16 protein-coding genes are annotated in these 16,291 nt (G+C 46.7%); 14 read left to right on the forward strand and 2 right to left on the reverse strand.

All coding sequences use genetic code 11. From position 1 onward, the window contains the following. Nucleotides 1-175: 175 nt before the first annotated feature. A complete protein-coding gene (locus DXA20_RS11790; protein WP_243100642.1) occupies nt 176-640 on the forward strand; it encodes a DUF6619 domain-containing protein in 465 nt (154 codons plus the stop codon). A gap of 306 nt (nt 641-946) precedes the next feature. After that, a complete protein-coding gene (locus DXA20_RS11795; RefSeq protein ID WP_330420870.1) occupies nt 947-1,147 on the forward strand; it encodes a DUF3847 domain-containing protein in 201 nt (66 codons plus the stop codon). A gap of 59 nt (nt 1,148-1,206) precedes the next feature. Here DXA20_RS11795 and DXA20_RS11800 read toward each other — a convergent pair whose 3' ends face one another. Next, nucleotides 1,207-2,985 (reverse strand): diguanylate cyclase domain-containing protein, encoded by a 1,779-nt coding sequence (locus tag DXA20_RS11800; RefSeq protein ID WP_118561002.1) that lies wholly within the window; start codon nt 2,983-2,985, stop codon nt 1,207-1,209. Nucleotides 2,986-3,179: 194 nt separating this feature from the next. Between DXA20_RS11800 and DXA20_RS16025 the strand changes: the two genes are divergently transcribed. From DXA20_RS16025 to DXA20_RS11850, 11 genes are all read left to right on the forward strand, one after another. Next, nucleotides 3,180-3,413, forward strand: a complete 234-nt coding sequence (locus tag DXA20_RS16025; protein ID WP_147403747.1) for a hypothetical protein — start codon at nt 3,180-3,182, stop codon at nt 3,411-3,413. A 206-nt stretch (nt 3,414-3,619) separates the two neighbouring features. Further along, nucleotides 3,620-4,402, forward strand: coding sequence for an N-acetylmuramoyl-L-alanine amidase (locus tag DXA20_RS11805; RefSeq protein ID WP_118561004.1), 783 nt, complete (start codon nt 3,620-3,622; stop codon nt 4,400-4,402). 201 nt (nt 4,403-4,603) lie between these two features. Further along, nucleotides 4,604-5,101 (forward strand): ribosome maturation factor RimP, encoded by a 498-nt coding sequence (gene rimP / locus DXA20_RS11810; RefSeq protein WP_118561006.1) that lies wholly within the window; start codon nt 4,604-4,606, stop codon nt 5,099-5,101. A gap of 42 nt (nt 5,102-5,143) precedes the next feature. After that, on the forward strand, nt 5,144-6,208 hold the full coding sequence (gene nusA, locus DXA20_RS11815; RefSeq protein WP_118561008.1) for a transcription termination factor NusA: 1,065 nt from the start codon (nt 5,144-5,146) through the stop codon (nt 6,206-6,208). A 20-nt stretch (nt 6,209-6,228) separates the two neighbouring features. After that, complete coding sequence (gene rnpM / locus DXA20_RS11820) at nt 6,229-6,519, forward strand: RNase P modulator RnpM (protein ID WP_022304887.1); 291 nt, start codon at nt 6,229-6,231, stop codon at nt 6,517-6,519. Continuing rightward, nucleotides 6,509-6,811: a L7Ae/L30e/S12e/Gadd45 family ribosomal protein gene (locus DXA20_RS11825; protein WP_022304886.1), complete on the forward strand. Its 303-nt coding sequence runs from the start codon at nt 6,509-6,511 to the stop codon at nt 6,809-6,811. The genes rnpM and DXA20_RS11825 overlap by 11 nt, the downstream gene beginning before the upstream one ends. 16 nt (nt 6,812-6,827) lie before the next feature. After that, nucleotides 6,828-9,644: a translation initiation factor IF-2 gene (infB, locus tag DXA20_RS11830; protein WP_118561010.1), complete on the forward strand. Its 2,817-nt coding sequence runs from the start codon at nt 6,828-6,830 to the stop codon at nt 9,642-9,644. 26 nt (nt 9,645-9,670) lie between these two features. After that, nucleotides 9,671-10,036, forward strand: coding sequence for a 30S ribosome-binding factor RbfA (rbfA, locus tag DXA20_RS11835; protein WP_118561012.1), 366 nt, complete (start codon nt 9,671-9,673; stop codon nt 10,034-10,036). A gap of 22 nt (nt 10,037-10,058) precedes the next feature. Then, complete coding sequence (locus tag DXA20_RS11840; RefSeq protein ID WP_118561014.1) at nt 10,059-11,006, forward strand: DHH family phosphoesterase; 948 nt, start codon at nt 10,059-10,061, stop codon at nt 11,004-11,006. 20 nt (nt 11,007-11,026) lie between these two features. Continuing rightward, nucleotides 11,027-11,953, forward strand: a complete 927-nt coding sequence (gene truB, locus DXA20_RS11845) for a tRNA pseudouridine(55) synthase TruB (RefSeq protein ID WP_118561016.1) — start codon at nt 11,027-11,029, stop codon at nt 11,951-11,953. A 20-nt stretch (nt 11,954-11,973) separates the two neighbouring features. After that, nucleotides 11,974-12,852 carry a bifunctional riboflavin kinase/FAD synthetase gene (locus tag DXA20_RS11850; RefSeq protein ID WP_022304881.1) on the forward strand — a complete coding sequence of 293 codons (879 nt, stop codon included), beginning with the start codon at nt 11,974-11,976 and terminating at the stop codon, nt 12,850-12,852. Here the strand turns inward: DXA20_RS11850 and pdxR are convergent. Then, complete coding sequence (gene pdxR / locus DXA20_RS11855; RefSeq protein ID WP_158577226.1) at nt 12,819-14,291, reverse strand: MocR-like pyridoxine biosynthesis transcription factor PdxR; 1,473 nt, start codon at nt 14,289-14,291, stop codon at nt 12,819-12,821. The two genes, DXA20_RS11850 and pdxR, sit on opposite strands and share 34 nt — an antisense overlap. 233 nt (nt 14,292-14,524) lie before the next feature. Here pdxR and DXA20_RS11860 point away from each other — a divergent pair, with 233 nt between their 5' ends. After that, entirely contained in the window at nt 14,525-16,252 is a 1,728-nt protein-coding gene (locus tag DXA20_RS11860; RefSeq protein ID WP_022304879.1) for a Na/Pi cotransporter family protein, read from the forward strand. Nucleotides 16,253-16,291 lie beyond the last annotated feature (39 nt).

Consider the following 16,291-nt stretch of genomic DNA (forward strand, 5'->3'; position numbering starts at 1 on the left):
GGAACTGATACTCCGAAGCTCTTTCTGGGTGCCTTCAGAAAACAGAATAATTAATTTTTTTTGATTTTTTTCGAATTTACTCTTGACAAAAGTCATTACATATCAGTTTTTATGAATCCCGTTCGCCAGAGAATTATTCAATATTTACTGGTGCATGAGAAGGGGGCGGTAATCTATGAAACATAACAACATTATAATCATGTCTGCATTAGCACTTGTGATTAGTTTAACCGGGTGCGGAAATACAAATAAGCTTTCCGAATATGACATGACCGGAATTAGCTTTATAGAATATACTGACATAGATACAGTATGCGAAGATAAAGAACTGATAACTGCTGGAAGCAATTTGCTATCTGACCAAGAGGACAATTTGCTCCTCTCCTATGTAGTAGATAGCGCTATTGAACTTTCTGCCGATCTGGGAGATTATGACCATTTGGTGTTTACAAATCCCAAATGGATTGAAAACTTTGGCGATTCTGGCAAATTAAAACCCATAGAATATAGCAGCTTATCAAAAAGTATGCAAGAGTTTTTAGACAGTCAAATGCCGATATTGACAAACGACGGAAGTGTATTGCCAGAAGGAACAGGGTTATACGAATACGAGGTGGCGGTCTGCTTGCATTTCCTGTAAATGTAACTCTTGGATCAGCGAAGCCAATAGAAGCAAAAAATCCTCTGGTTATACTAATAGACAATCCGGCAGAAATACTGAAAGCTGATTCTTGTTTGTTGCCCTTGACCTCAAGTGGAAACGTGTTGTTTTTGGATAGCGATAATTTACAACAAGCTTTTGAAAATAGTGAGCTTAAAGATTACGGAGATATTCAAAAGTTTAATGAAAAATAACATTTTACAATTACATAACCAATCCGAGAGGACAGTCGAGAAAATCGATTGTCCTTTTTCTATGCCTATGAGCAGAAAGGAGCGACCACCCATGACAAAGCCAAGAGAGAAAACCCGCGAGGAGCTGCAAGCCGAGATTGAGGGGGGAAAGAAGAAAATCCGGCAGTTTGAAAATCGGGAAAAGATGTTGCGTCAGAAGCTATTCAAAGAGGAACGCAGAACGCGCAGCCACCGCCTTATCGTCTGGGGCGCAGTCTTTGAAAGTATTGTGCCCCGGACGATAAGGGCATGACTAACGAGGAATCTGCCACCTTTCTCCGGCTTGCATTAACGAGGGCAATCTGCTTTTTTCTACTTCTCCACCAGCTCCAGGCGGTCTCCATAGTGCCTCTGCAGTGACTTTAAGTCCATAATCATCACATAAAATACTCTGCCATTGTGCACTGAATCCACTATCCTGCCATGGTTGAGCACTGAAATATATTTACCGTCTGCTTTTTGCATATGAAAGAAAATATAATCATTTGAGTGTCCTCCGTTAATCTGCGACCATATGCTTTTTTGACAGCTTTCCTGTTCATCCGGGCGTATCAGATTGCAGAAGCTCTTACCTGTATATGCAAGCAGCTCGTCCATATTTTTACAGCCTGTAAGCCGAAGCAACTCACTGTTTGCAAGCAGAATCTCATCATTTTCTTTATCTGCTCTGTAAACAATAAAAGCTCCCGGCAAATTATCAATAATATCCTTCATTACAAAACCAAGCTTTGCGCGACTCTTTACTTGCTCACCCTCACGATATGCCATGCAGCCGTTCTTACCACGCATTTTCACCTCATAAAGTGCCTTGTCCGCACAATGCATAAGCTGTGAACGGTCATCAGCCAAAACAGGATACTCCGCAAAGCCCAGTGAAATGGTAAATGTATGCGCTTCACCTTTACAATAAAAATTCCTGGTTTCTTCTGTAAACTTCTTAAGAAAAGGCTTAACCTCCACTACCGTGCAATCCGGCATGAAAATGCTAAACTCATCGCCTCCGTTTCTGCCGAGTATAACATCCTTTGAAAAATATTGCTTCATGCTCTCTGCAAGCTTCTGCAGTACACCATCACCCGCCGCATGTCCATACACATCATTAACAAGCTTGAAATCATCAATATCAATCATCGCCATAACACAGTGCTTTTGCGGGTTCTGCCTCATATATTGCTCAACCTGATCATCAAAGCCGAGCCTGTTGTAGATACCGGTCAGTGTGTCAGTCACAGCAAGTCTCTTGAAATTCTTCCTGTTTTCATTGATGAAAATCAATGCTGCTATAAGCCCAGTCAAAAGCAGGACTATAATTACACCTCCAATAAACATGTATATCAGGTAGTTATTATTGTAAAACCCACTCTTGGGTAAAATCTCAAGCCTCCACTTGTCTCCATACACGTCAAAGTCATATATCACCGGATCGTTCAACTCTTTCTTTGAACCATAAACCCACTCATACATATCATCCCACGGCGAAGCACACTTCTGCAGACTGTACTTATATCCAAAATTGGAAAGAGCCTTTACAGAATCAGAAAAAATTTCCGGAACCTTCAGTATAACAATTGTGAAGCCCCAAAAGCTCTTCTGACCATTTTCATCCTCCAAATAAACCGGATTGCGCACTGCTATACCATATCTGCCCTGCTTCAGCTCAAATGGTCCCTGCGTAATTACAGTGTCATTATCCCTCGCATAGCGCGAAATCTCTCCCCTGTCACTATCATTTATCAGATCTATCTTGCCGGATTCATTCCCCTCCTCTGGATATATTTCAGTCACAACTCCATTCGGTGCTATCTGTATACTCTGAATCGAATCGTCCATCATATTTGCTGCAATATCATAAAACTTATTTATATTTCCATCACCACTTATGACAACCTGCTTTAAGGTATCGGTAACATCTATTCCCTCCATAAGCTCGCCATTTATACGCTCTGCATATGTCATCGCATTGAGCTTCGCTTTTGTCCTGTTCTGCTGCTCCTGACCCTTACCGACTGCATATGTCGTACCGATTAACGCGCACATGCCCAATATAAATACCACTGCCGGAACAATGAATCTCTTTTTTAGCTTTTTCATTTGTATCACTTCCTAAAATCAATGCCTATCTGTTCCATATGATTTTAATATTATAGCTCAACGATAAGAAAATGTCTATGAAGTTACATAAATTTCTAACACTTCAAACCCATAAGCAAAACTAAAAGAAGCCTCACTCATTATTGAATGAAGTCTCTACTTTTATGATATTCCTGTTAGGGTAAATATAAAGTTTGATAAACCTATTTATTCGGCTGGAATATGACAGTAATTCAGACTATGATAGTGGGATTGTATCAGCCGATGGAGATCATCTGCGTTCCAAAAAGAAAAATCAGAATGATACGCCAATCAAAATTATCAATTTGAACCCGATACAGATGCCCCATGTAGATATCAATGAACGGTGTGATCTGGTGGTATGTTCGATCTGCAGGGATGAATATGAGGGATTGATTCTTTTATAGCAGATGTGTTTCTGAATATGAAAGAGTGTTTTGGAAAACTTGAACCAACTTCGTGAGGCGGCAACAGAGAAAGTTTTGCAACGAATATAAAACACACCAAATCGCCCCGGCTGCATAGTCATAGTAGGAGAAGACTTCTTATTATATGATGCAGTGGTCAAATATTTGTCCCGGCATCATTCTATCACAGTAAAGGGAGGATGACTATGGCAGTGGTAACATTGGATGCCGGTCACGGAGGCTATGACAATGGTGCTTCCTATCAGGGACGGAAAGAAAAGGATGATAATCTGAACCTGGCACTGGCAGTCGGAAATATTTTGCAGAACGAGGGAGTGGACGTCAGATACACAAGGACAGAGGATGTCTATCAGACTCCGCAGAGGAAGGCGGAGATCGCCAACGAAAACGATTCGGATCTGTTTATTTCGATCCATCGTAATTCCAGTCCGTCCCCGAATCAGTATTCAGGGATACAAACGCTTGTGTATGCAGACAGCGGTCCACGCCGCCTGCTGGCGCAGAATATTAACAGCGAGCTGGAAAAGGCGGGATTTACTAATCTTGGAATATCAGTGCGAAAGGATCTGCCGGTAATCCGTCAGTCCAATATGCCGGCGGGACTGGTTGAGGTTGGATTTATCAACACGGACAGGGACAATGCGCTTCTGGATGCTAAATTCCCTGAGGTGGCACAGGCGATTGCGGACGGCATCCTTGAAACGCTGCAGGAAGCCGGGAAGGATGTCCGGGCCACAGAGAAGGCAGAAAGCTACACGATCGAAACCGGGATGTTTGCACATGAAGAGAATGCTAAGAATCTGGCAGCGCTTCTGCAGGAGGACGGATTTGAGAGCTTTGTTGGGAAGAGAGGAGATTACTATGTCGTTTGCCAGGGAATATATCCGTCACTGACCGAGGTTCGCCGTGCCGAACAGATTTTGTACGAAAATGGCTATGAGACACGGATTGCACCGGTTGTGCAGTGAAATTCGTAAAAAAATGTGGAAAAATCGTAAAAAATACGCAAAACCCCTTGATTTTCCGAGGTTGTAGTGCTATTATCGTCATTGTGATACTGTAAATTATGAAGAGTGGACTGCGCGGTCCACTCTTTCGTTTTGGAACGAGGCAGTAATTTATAAGAGTTTCATGGTTGCTGCTTCGTCAGTGGAAAAGAGGTTATGCATTTGACGAAACGTGAGGAGTATGAGGCACGGGCGGAGAAGATGCTGGAGCCATTGATGGAAGAGAACGGCTTTGAACTGGTTGACGTGGAATATGTCAAGGAAGCCGGTCAGTGGTATCTGCGTGCCTATGTGGACAAAGAGGGTGGTATTACCCTTGATGACTGCGAATTGGTGAATCGTGCATGGAGCGATATGATGGATAAGGATGATTTCATATCAGAGGCTTATGTGCTGGAGGTCAGCTCGCCGGGTCTTGGAAGACAGCTCAAGAAGGACAAAGATTTCAAACGCAGTATAGGCGAAGAGGTGGATGTTCATTTTTATCAGGGCAGAAAGCTTCCGGTGGGGAGAAACGGCAAAGAAGTGTCGGTGAAAGAGCTTACAGGAGTTCTTCTTGCATACACACCGGATACGATCACTGTTGAGACTGAGTTTTCACCTGAATATGAGATTATGAGAAAAGAGATTTCGTCGGTGAAGCTAACCATTAATTTTTAGTGAATACAAGTTCAGGAAGCTTATATTTAGGAGGAGATAAAAATGGCTGCAAGAAAGAGTAAATCAACAAAGTCAGACCGCACAGAGCTTATTGAAGCATTGGAGGCGATCGAAAAGGAGAAACAGATCAGTAAGGACATCATTCTCGAGGCGATTGAGAATTCGCTGGTGGCTGCCTGCAAGAATCAGTTTGAGAGCAAGGCGGACAATATCCGTGTTTCTATCAACCGTGATACCGGAGAGATCAAGGTATTTGCGGATTATGAGGTTGTAGAGGATGATCTGGTAGAGGATCCGACTGCACAGATCGGACTGACTGAGGCAACCCTGAAATATGGCAAGGTTGAGCCGGGTGATACCGTATCTACCGAGGTGATTCCAAAGAACTTCGGCAGAATCGCTGCACAGAAGGCAAAGCAGGTTGTTGTTCAGAAGATTCGCGAGGAGGAGAGAAAGGTGCTGTATACACAGTATCTTGAGAAAGAGCGTGAGGTTATCACCGGTATTGTTCAGCGTTACAGTGGTAATAATGTCTGTATTAACCTCGGTAAGGTTGATGCAATCCTGATGGAAAGCGAGCAGGTGCATGGCGAGCATTTCAAACCGACAGAGCACATTAAGCTTTATGTTGTTGAGGTAAAGGATACGACAAAGGGACCTCGTATTACTGTTTCCAGAACACATCCGGAGTTTGTAAAGCGTCTGTTTGAGGAAGAGGTAACAGAGCTTCAGGATGGCATAGTGGAGATCAAGAGCATTGCAAGAGAGGCAGGTTCCAGAACAAAGATCGCTGTTTATACAGAAGATCCAAATGTTGATCCGGTCGGCGCATGCGTTGGTATCAATGGTGATCGTGTCAATGCGATTGTTGACGAGCTGCGCGGCGAGAAGATTGATATCATTACATGGAGTGATGATCCGGCAGTGCTGATCGAGAATGCACTCAGCCCGGCAAAGGTTATTTCCGTTACTGCGGATGAGGAAGAGAAAACAGCCAGAGTAATCGTTCCTGAGAATCAGCTCTCTCTGGCAATCGGTAAGGAAGGTCAGAACGCACGTCTTGCTGCAAAACTGACAGGATACAAGATCGATATTAAGCAGGAATAATCAGAAAAGGATGTGAGCATATGGGAGAGAAAAGCAGTGTCCGTCCACGAAAGGTTCCGCTGCGTCAATGCACCGGATGTGGTGAGAGAAAAGAGAAAAAAGAACTGGTACGCATCATTAAGACGCCGGAGGATACGATTGTGATCGACCTGACAGGCAAGAAAAACGGACGTGGTGCATATATATGTAATTCTACGGAATGCCTTCGCAAGGCGCGCAGACGGAAATCACTGGAACGCTCCCTGAAAACGGTTATTCCCGATGAAATATATAAGGAACTGGAAAAGGAGATGGATAACATTGCAGAATGACAGAGTTTTGAATCTGATCGGGCTGGCACAGAAAGCCGGAAAGGTTGTGAGCGGAGAGTTCATGACAGAGAAGGCGGTAAAGACCGGAGAGGCTGCACTGGTTATCCTGGCGGAGGATGCTTCGGAAAATACACAAAAGAAATTCCGAAACATGTGTGAGTTTTATCAGGTGCCACTTCGCATCCATGCTGCAAAAGATTATCTTGGGCATGCAATGGGAAAAGAACTTAGAGCATCATTAGCAGTCGTAGATAATGGTTTTGCACAGGCAATTATGAAGAAAATGGATTAGGAGGTCGTAGTAATATATGGCAAAGATGAAGATATATGAGATTTCAAGAAGTCTGCAGGGAGCATTCCCGGATCTGAAGAGCAAGGATCTGATCAAACTGTTACAGGAGAACGGATTTCAGGTAAAGAGTGCTCAGAGCAGTATTGAAGATGATGCGATCAGCTTTCTTCTGAATAAGTTTAAGGGATCTGCCAAGAAGGCTGAGCCTGTAAAGGAAACAGAGGAAGTCGTAAAGACGGAAAGTGCTCCAAAGAAGGAAGTCAAAGAAAAGGCAGAGCCGAAGAAAAAGGAAGAGGCTAAGACCGAAGAGAAGAAGGAACAGACGAAGAAGACTGTGGAGGAAACACCGGTGAAGGAAAAGACAGCAGAGAAAGAGACCGAGAAGAAGGAAGAGAAACCGGAACCAGTAAAGAAGGAAGAAGAGAAGAAGGAAGAGCCAAAGAAAGAGGAAAAGGCTCCGGCAGCACAGAAGGCACCGGAGAAGAAGCCGGTCTCTGAGAATCGTCCTGAGCAGAATAACCGCCGTGACAACCGTAACGGACAGGGTGGAAGAGATAACCGCGACAATCGTGACCGTCGTGACGGTGGACGCCGTGACAATCGTGATAATCGTAACGGACAGGGCGGAAGAGACAACCGTGGCGATAACCGTAACCGTGGAAACGGACAGGGTGGCTACAACCGCGACAACCGTAACGGACAGGGCGGAAGAGATAACCGCGGAGACAACCGTAACCGTGGAAACGGACAGGGCGGTTACAACCGCGACAATCGTAACGGCCAGAACAGAGATAACCGTGGCGGCCAGAACGGTGGACGCCGCGATGGCGGACGTGGTGGCAATTCCTTCTCCGGAATTGATGCAGTGAAGCCTGAGGTTAAGCAGTCCAGAGCACAGAGAGCTAAGAATGACTCAAGAAGTGCAAAGCAGAGACATGGCAGAGACCGTGACAGAGAAGAGCCGGAGTACAATCCACTTTACGGACCGGGCGGAAGAAAGACCAAGAAGAAGGATCCGAACCGTAAGGGTGCATTTATTAAGCCGGAGCCGGTTGTAAAACCGGAGGAGCCGGAGGATGGCATCAGAAATATCATTCTGCCAGAGAAGATGACGATCAAGGAGCTGGCTGATATCATGAAGGTGCAGGCATCTACCGTGATCAAGAATCTTTTCATGCGTGGTGAGGTTGTAACGCTGAACCATCAGATCACTTATGAAGAGGCGGAAGAGATCGCACTGGAGTACAACTGCATCGCTGAGATGGAGGAGAAGGTCGATCTTGTTGCAGAGCTTCTGAAGGAGGATGAAGAGGATGAATCCTTAATGAAGAAGAGACCGCCTGTAGTCTGCGTTATGGGTCACGTTGACCATGGTAAAACTTCTCTTCTGGATGCGATCCGTGAGACAAACGTTACCTCCCGCGAGGCAGGTGGAATCACACAGCACATTGGTGCATATGTCACAGAGATCAATGGTGAGAAGATCACCTTCTTAGATACACCGGGACATGAGGCATTTACCTCCATGCGTATGCGAGGTGCACAGGCAACGGATATCGCAATCCTCGTTGTCGCAGCAGACGATGGTGTTATGCCACAGACTGTAGAGGCGATCAACCATGCGAAGGCAGCAGGTGTGCAGATTATCGTTGCTGTCAATAAGATCGATAAGCCAAGTGCCAATGTTGAGCGTGTAAAACAGGAGTTAGTGGAGTATGAGCTCATCGCTGAGGACTGGGGTGGAGATACGGTATTCGTTCCGGTATCCGCACATACCGGCGAGGGTATCGATCAGCTTCTTGAGATGATCATCCTGACCGCAGAGGTTGAGGAGTTAAAGGCTAATCCGGATCGTCTGGCAAGAGGTGTTGTTATCGAGGCGAAGTTAGACAAGGGACGTGGTCCTGTTGCTACGATTCTGGTACAGAAGGGTACACTTCATGTCGGTGATAATATCGCTGTCGGAGCTGCTTACGGTAAGATCCGTGCTATGATGGATGACCGTGGAAGACGTGTAAAGGAAGCACTTCCTTCTACACCTGTTGAGATCCTTGGTCTTCATGATGTGCCGGATGCCGGTGAGATCTTTATGGCAACCGAGAATGATAAGGAAGCACGTAATATCGCTGAGACTTATGTGGCTCAGGGAAGAGAGAAGCTGCTTGATGATACAAAGGCAAAACTGACTCTGGATGGATTATTCTCCCAGATTCAGGCAGGTAATATTAAGGAACTCAACATTATCGTTAAAGCTGATGTACAGGGTTCTGTTGAGGCTGTGAAGCAGAGTCTTCTCAAGCTTACCAATGAAGAGGTGGCAGTCCGCGTGATTCATGCCGGTGTTGGTGCGATCAACGAGTCTGATGTCAGCCTGGCAAGTGCATCCAATGCGATCATTATCGGATTTAATGTTCGCCCGGATAACACTGCAAAGGACATTGCAGACCGCGAGAAGGTTGACGTTCGTCTGTACCGCGTTATTTACGATGCGATCGAGGATGTTGAGGCGGCAATGAAGGGTATGCTTGATCCGGAATACGAAGAGAAGGTGATCGCTCATCTCGAGGTTCGTCAGACCTTCAAGGCATCCGGTGTCGGAACGATTGCCGGAAGTTATGTTCTGGATGGTAAGATTGAGCGTGGAAGCAAGATCCGTATCAGCCGTGAAGGCGAACTCGTATTTGAGGGCGAGATGGCATCCCTGAAGCGTTTCAAGGATGATGTGAAGGAAGTTGCAGCCGGATATGAGTGTGGTATCGTGGCACAGGATTTCAATGATATCCATGAGGGTGACCAGATCGAGGCTTATATTATGGTTGAGATTCCTAGATAGGAAGCAATGGGAAATGAGGAATAGCTATGAAAAAAAACAGTATTAAATACTCCCGCATGAATGGGGAGGTTCAGAGAGTTCTGAGCAAGATCATTGCACAGGATATTAAAGATCCACGGATTCATCCGATGACTTCGGTTGTCTCTGTGGAGGTAACTCCGGATCTGAAGTTTGCAAAGGTATTCGTCAGTGTACTTGGCAACGACGAGGATCGTGAAAAGACACACAAGGGTCTTTTGAGCGCAGCCTCTCATATCCGTACACAGCTTGCAAAGCAGTTAAATCTGCGCAATACGCCGGAGCTTACGTTCGTGATGGATGATTCGATCGAGTATGGAATCAATATGTCGAAACGTATTGATGAACTGAAGAAAGAGGAAGAAGAGAAATAAAGAGCAGGAAGGCGGTTAGAGGATGACAGGATTAAGAGAGCTTGCACAGGGAGCGAAGACCATATTTATCGCAGGACATTTAAGACCGGATGGCGATTGTGTCGGCGCAGCCGTGGCATCTTACCGATATCTGAAGAAATTATATCCGGACGCTGCTATTCATGCGTATGTGGAAAAGGTTCCGGAGGTATTTGACTTTCTGGATCCGGATCACACGATATTTGTGCAGGAGCTGCCGAAGGAGCCGGTGGATCTGTTCCTGGTGCTGGACAGCAGTTCGAAGGATCGTCTGGGAGAGGCGCAGGCGGTGTTTGACACTGCAAAGCAGACAGCATGTGTTGACCATCATGTGAGCAATCTTGGCTATGCGAAGGACAATTTCGTCAAGCCGGGCTGTAGCTCAGCCTGTGAGGTGCTTTATGGTCTGATGGAAGAGGAGCTGATCGACGAGAAAATCGCAGAGGCACTCTATATCGGAATTATTATGGATACCGGTGTGTTCCGTTATTCCAGCACCACCCCAAAAACAATGGAGATTGCCGGAAGTCTGATGGAAAAGGGCATTCCGTTCTGGAAATATATAGACGAATGCTTTTACCAGAGAACCTATACACAGACACAGCTTCTTGGAAGAACACTTCTTACAAGCATGCGTTTGATGGATGGAAAGGTGATCGTTGCCACAGTTACCCGGAGGATGCTGGAATTTTACGGCGCACAGACAGAGGACATCGAAGGAATTATTGACCAGCTTCGTGTGACAAAGGGGGTTGAGGTGGCACTTCTGCTTCATGAGATTGGTGATCAGGAGTACAAGGTCAGCATGCGTTCCAATACCACGATCGATGTCAGCAGGATTGCTGTTTATTTCGGCGGTGGTGGTCATGTGAAGGCGGCAGGCTGTACGATGCGCGGCTCTTTGCATGATGTAGTCAATAATATTACGGAGCATATTGAGTTTCAGATGTAGCGTCTCATATAGGAGAGAGTGTGATGGATGGCATAATCAATGTATATAAAGAGAAGGGCTTTACCTCCCATGATGTGGTGGCAAAGCTGCGGGGAATCCTGCATCAGAAAAAGATCGGTCATACGGGTACACTTGATCCGGAAGCGGAGGGCGTTCTTCCGGTCTGTCTCGGGAAGGCGACAAAGGTATGCGATCTGCTTACGAACAAAGACAAAACATACCGTGCCGTGTGCCAGCTTGGCGTTTCAACGGATACACAGGACATGACGGGGGAGATTTTGCAGACAGCGGACTGCTCCGGGGTGACGAGGGAAGCTCTGCAGGAGGTTCTTTGTGGCTTTACCGGGAATCAGCTTCAGGTTCCGCCTATGTATTCGGCACTGAAGGTGAATGGAAAGAAGCTCTATGAGCTTGCAAGAGAGGGAAAGACGGTCGAGCGCAAGGCAAGGTCGATTACGATCTATGCATTGGAGCTGGTGGATTTTGTACCGGAGGAAGGCACATTTACCATAGATGTGACCTGCTCGAAGGGAACCTATATCCGGACACTTTGCAACGACATCGGAGAAAAGCTTGGCTGCTTCGGTGCAATGAAGTCGCTGCTGCGGACAAGAGTCGGTGTTTTTGAACTGGAAAAAGCATTCACGCTGGCGCAGATTGAGCAGTTGATGGCGGAGAATGTGGTTGAGGCACATATCGTGCAGGTCGATGCGCTGTTTGCCGGATACCCCGCATATCGGATCCGGGATGAATTTGCAGCGAAGCTCGCCAATGGAAATCCGCTGCTACCTCGTTTTTTGCAGCCATATGACCCGGATCGGGAGAATCCTGTTATGATAAGGGAGCTTTCTGAAGGACAGGAATTTCTTGTCTATGATGAGACGGGGCGGTTTAAGGCGATGTACCGGAAGGGAGAAAAGGACCTTCGGGTGCGGAAGATGTTTTAGCGGCGAAAGGGACAAGGACAATGGAAATCATAAATGGTCTTGACTTTAAAATAGAAAACAGTGCGGTGTCTCTGGGGAAATTCGATGGTTTTCACCGGGGGCATCGCCTTTTGCTGAACAGGATCCTGGAGCAGAAGGACATGCATGCCACAATCTTTACCTTTGACGGAATATGGAAGGGACCGCAGATCTATGTGGAGCAGGAGAAACGGGATCTGCTGCAGAGACTTGGCGTTGAGCGGGAGGTGCTTTTCCCGTTTCGTGAGGAAACAAAATCGATGACTCCGGAAGCATTTATTCAGGAGATTCTGGTGGAACGTATGGATGCAAAGTTGATCTGCGTTGGCGAAGACTTTCGTTTTGGCTGTGGACGCCGTGGAAATGTAGAAATGCTTGACGAATATGCATCAAAATATGGCTATGAGCTCTGTGTGTTTCCCAAGATCTGTGAGGATGGCGAAGTGATCAGCAGCACAAGGATCCGCAGAGAGCTTGCCGAAGGGAAGATCGAGACAGCCAACCGGCTGCTTGGAGATCCGTATTTTGTGAGCGGTGAAGTTGTTCATGGCAACGCACTTGGAAGAACGATCGGCATGCCGACTGCGAACCTTGTGCCGGGATCGCAGAAGCTTCTTCCGGTTTATGGCGTTTATGCCAGCAGAGTGGAAGTCGATGGGAAGATCTATGCCGGAGTGACGAATGTTGGTGTAAAGCCGACTGTTGGTGCCAGTCAGGCAAATGTAGAAACGACACTGCTTCATTTTGACGGGGATCTCTACGGCAAACAGATGAAAGTATATTTTCTGTATTTCCTGCGTCCGGAGCAGAGGTTTGAGAGTCTGGATGCGCTGAAGGCACAGATGGCTTATGATAAGAAACGGGCAGAGGAGCTGCTCTGATCGAAGATATGGGTGTCCACCATGAGGTGGACACCCTTTTTGATCTCTTCCTCGGTGAGGGCAGAGTAACCAAGCAGGATTGCCTGCTGACGGAGCTTTTCCGGGTGCTGTGGCAGATAATGACTTTCGATGCCGTACAGATGAATGCCCTGCGTGGCGGCATTTTTGATCAGAGACTGCTCATTGATGTGCTCCGGCAGAAAGATCGTGATATGCATGCCGGCGTGTTCGCCCTGAAGCGTCAGTCCATACCGGTCGATCAGCGGCTGCATGCATTCGAGAATGAGATCATGTTTGCTGCGGTAAATCTTTCGCATGCGGTTGACATGCTTTTCAAAATATCCTTCGCACAGGAAATGCGTGAGGATTGCCTGATCCACGCGGGAGACAGTGCAGGAATAATGTCCGCAGATCTGTTCGTACCGTTTCAGAAGTTCCGGTGGAAGGATCATGTAGCCGACACGGATCGCAGGAGCGATTGCTTTGGAAAAGGTACCGATATAAATAACACGATTCTCGTCATCCATTCCCTGAAGGGCAGGAATCGGCTTGCCGCGGTAACGGAACTCACTGTCGTGGTCATCTTCGATAATGTAACGGTTCGGAGCGGATTTTGCCCAGGTAAGAAGCTCGACACGCCGACCGTATGGCATGACTGTGCCAAGCGGAAACTGATGGGATGGTGTGACATAGACGATGGAACTTTCCGGTGCAATTGACGATGTGCTGAGCCCGCTTTTATCCATAGTTCCCGGAGTGACGGTCAGCCCGTTGTTGTGAAAGATATGCGCTGCCTGCGTGTAGCCGGGTGACTCCAGTGTGATATTATTCATAGAGGAGGACTGAAATACAAGGGAAAGCATCTGCAGCAGATAATCTACACCGGCCCCCACGATGACTTGATCCGGTGTGCAGGTTACCTGTCTTGACATGCGTACATAACTGCAGATTGCACTGCGCAGTGCCTGATCTCCGCGGTTGTCGCCAAGAAGGAAAAGAGAATGGTCGTCCATTAATACCTGTCTGGAGAGACGGCGCCAGACAGAAAACGGAAAATGACTGATATCGATCGAGTAGGGGTCAAAGTCGTAGAGAAAAGCCGGTTTGTCCTGTGTTTCGGATGCATCGGCTGTGTCTGTGCTTCCGGTAGTGTTCTCCGGCACCGGGACGGCTGGCTTTGTGCGGTAATCGACCGGAGTGAGCGCACACACATAAAATCCGCTCTTGGGAGCGGCATCAATATAGCCCTCCGACTGAAGCTGGTAATATGCGGTATCCACCGTATTTCTGCTGACGCCGAGATTGCCTGCCATGCTGCGCGTGGAGGGCAGTTTTGTGGAAGCTGTCAGTTCGCCGGTCAGGATCTGTTCGCGAATCTGTTCGTAGATCTGATTATATAATGGTTTGCCGGATCGTTGATCCAAATGAATTGACAGCATATTGATTCCTCCTGAAATGTTCTTATGCATCGAATGGTATCATATTTTAAGGGGGGACGCAAATTGAAATGAACACTGTGTAAAAAAAATGTAAAAAATGTAAAATCTGCTTGTATCTTTTGTAAGAATCGTTTAACATAGTTAAGGGAAAAATGATAAATAGTATAATAACGTGTGCAGGTCAAAAACAGAATCCATGACCGGGGAGATTGCACAGAGAGAGAGGTCAAAAGATGAGTGCAGAGTATTCTACAGCGATATTGAATGTAATTGCCGGACTCGGCATGTTCCTTTACGGAATGAAACTGATGGGTGATGGTCTTCAAAAGGTTGCCGGCGACAAGATGCGTGGTATCCTGGAGACATTGACAAAGACGAGATTTTCTGCGTTGATCGTCGGTATTATATTTACCGGTATCATCCAGTCATCCAATGCGGCCACTGTTATGGTCGTCAGCTTTGTAAATGCGGGTCTGATGAATCTGTCTCAGGCAATCGGTGTGATCTTCGGTGCCAATATCGGTACAACGGTGACAGGACAGCTTTTGTCGCTGGATATGTCCAAGTACGCTCCGGTGATCCTGCTTGTCGGTGTCATCATGGTCATGTTTATGCAGCACCCGATGGTCAAGAAGTTCGGTGAAGTTATTGTCGGCTTTGGTATTTTATTTATTGGTATGGGAACGATGTCCTCTGCAGTGGGAACCATAAAGGATGCACCTCTTGTGACATCAACACTTGGTCAGCTTTCCAATCCGTTTTTATGTGTGTTCTTTGGATTTGCCGTGACGTCAATCCTGCAGAGCTCATCCGCGACGGTTGGTATTCTGATCGCATTATGCGGACAGGGCGTTGTCGATATTCATCATGTATTTTTCATGATCCTTGGCTGTAATATCGGTGCCTGTATTTCTGCAGTGCTTACCAGTCTTTCCGGCAATAAGATGGCGAAACGGGCAGCGTGCCTGCATCTTTCCTTTAACGTGCTGGGATCTATATTGATGTTTATTGTGCTGATCTTAGGCAGCAATGGTGTAGAGCATCTGCTTCACATTATGACGGAGCATACCTGTACCCAGCCGGATCAGATGGTTAATGGCGTGAATGTATTCCTTCAGAGAGAGGTTGCCAATACGCATACGATGTTTAAGGTGGTTCAGGTTGCGGTATTCTTCTTCCTGTCACCGCTTCTGATCAAGCTGTCCTACATTCTGGTTCCGGGCGAGGATCAGGAAGAGGAGGCGACAAGCACAGCACCGGAGCTTGCTTATATCGGCGGACACAATGTATATAATCCGACCACAGCCGTACCGACAGGAATCTGTGAGATCGTCCGCATGGGTAATATCGCACAGGAGAACATGGAAAAGGCAATGGATGCCCTGTTAAATAAAGATGAGAATCTGATCGCAGAGGTCTATCAGACGGAGATTACGATCGATTATCTGAATACAGAGATCACGGATTATCTGGTGCAGATCAATACATTGTCTCTGCCGGTGGCGGATCGTAAGATGTTAGGTGGACTGTTCCATGTAGTCAATGATATTGAGCGGATCGGAGATCACGCAGAGAATATCGCAGATTTTGCAAAGACCTGCATTGATCAGGAGCTTAGCTTTTCGGCAGATGCGGAGAAGGAACTGAAGGAGATGCTGAAAGACACCTGCGAGATCCTTTCTCTGGCACTCAATATGTTCAGCCACAACAGCGAGGAACATCTGCAGGAGATCCTTGATCTTGAGAATGAGATCGATGGCATGGAGCGTCAGCTTCAGAATAATCATATCGTGCGTCTGACCAGCGACAAGTGTCAGGCACATGCCGGCATGATCTTTACGGATGTCGTATCCGGTCTGGAGCGGATTGCCGATCACTCTACCAACATTGCATTTTCAATCCTGAAGGATGATCCGGAGGCGGATAAGAATCAGGAGCATATCGAGGAAGTGCTTGGATAGTTTCGTTTTGATCCGGTTATGCAATTTGTACTTATGAAA

The organism is Roseburia sp. AM59-24XD (assembly GCF_003478445.1).
Classification (GTDB): domain Bacteria; phylum Bacillota; class Clostridia; order Lachnospirales; family Lachnospiraceae; genus Jutongia.

What these genes read in the sequence shown, in the direction of transcription:
- DXA20_RS11790 (WP_243100642.1), top strand. Translation starts at nt 176, where the DNA reads ATGAAACATAACAACATTATAATCATGTCTGCATTAGCACTTGTGATT.
- DXA20_RS11795 (WP_330420870.1), top strand. Translation starts at nt 947, where the DNA reads ATGACAAAGCCAAGAGAGAAAACCCGCGAGGAGCTGCAAGCCGAGATT.
- DXA20_RS11800 (WP_118561002.1), bottom strand. Translation starts at nt 2,985, where the DNA reads ATGAAAAAGCTAAAAAAGAGATTCATTGTTCCGGCAGTGGTATTTATA.
- DXA20_RS11805 (WP_118561004.1), top strand. Translation starts at nt 3,620, where the DNA reads ATGGCAGTGGTAACATTGGATGCCGGTCACGGAGGCTATGACAATGGT.
- nusA (WP_118561008.1), top strand. Translation starts at nt 5,144, where the DNA reads ATGGCTGCAAGAAAGAGTAAATCAACAAAGTCAGACCGCACAGAGCTT.
- rnpM (WP_022304887.1), top strand. Translation starts at nt 6,229, where the DNA reads ATGGGAGAGAAAAGCAGTGTCCGTCCACGAAAGGTTCCGCTGCGTCAA.
- infB (WP_118561010.1), top strand. Translation starts at nt 6,828, where the DNA reads ATGGCAAAGATGAAGATATATGAGATTTCAAGAAGTCTGCAGGGAGCA.
- rbfA (WP_118561012.1), top strand. Translation starts at nt 9,671, where the DNA reads ATGAAAAAAAACAGTATTAAATACTCCCGCATGAATGGGGAGGTTCAG.
- DXA20_RS11840 (WP_118561014.1), top strand. Translation starts at nt 10,059, where the DNA reads ATGACAGGATTAAGAGAGCTTGCACAGGGAGCGAAGACCATATTTATC.
- DXA20_RS11850 (WP_022304881.1), top strand. Translation starts at nt 11,974, where the DNA reads ATGGAAATCATAAATGGTCTTGACTTTAAAATAGAAAACAGTGCGGTG.
- pdxR (WP_158577226.1), bottom strand. Translation starts at nt 14,291, where the DNA reads ATGCTGTCAATTCATTTGGATCAACGATCCGGCAAACCATTATATAAT.
- DXA20_RS11860 (WP_022304879.1), top strand. Translation starts at nt 14,525, where the DNA reads ATGAGTGCAGAGTATTCTACAGCGATATTGAATGTAATTGCCGGACTC.